The 409-nt window shown below is 44.5% G+C and carries 1 pseudogene; it reads left to right on the top strand.

Annotated elements, in window-relative coordinates:
- Positions 1-409: pseudogene (locus HMPREF2756_RS02155) on the top strand (hypothetical protein); the annotation flags it as partial.

Genomic DNA, 409 nt, shown 5'->3' with positions numbered 1-409 from the left:
TTGCCTATCGTCTGGTTGAGAGTATTGAGAGTGTCTATGCTATTCCGGATGATTTTAACCTGCGCTGGGCTTCGGAAGATGCCTGCCTGATTAACTGGTTTGATATGCGTCAAGGACTGTTTATGCTGTATAAAAACTTTGATGACCTCTTCGTGATGGATGATAAGGCTGTTACAGCGTGCGTAAATATTCTGGAAGAAATGGAAGTATATTACGCCACTCGCCAATTACACGGCAGCGGGCTATATCAAGTCATGGTTGGGTATGGGTTTGATATTTCACAGGAAAGCTTGCCGCGGGTGAAAGAGTTTTTCAACGATAGCATCGTGGTCGCTGCTGACGGGGCCAAGTATCCTTGGTCAGGAATGGAAAAAAATAAGAAGTTTTTCTTCCCGAATGGTTTTCCTGA

The organism is Rothia sp. HMSC067H10 (genome assembly GCF_001810635.1).
Taxonomy (GTDB): Bacteria; Actinomycetota; Actinomycetes; order Actinomycetales; family Micrococcaceae; genus Rothia; species Rothia dentocariosa.
This window is presented reverse-complemented; position numbering and strand designations above follow the sequence as displayed.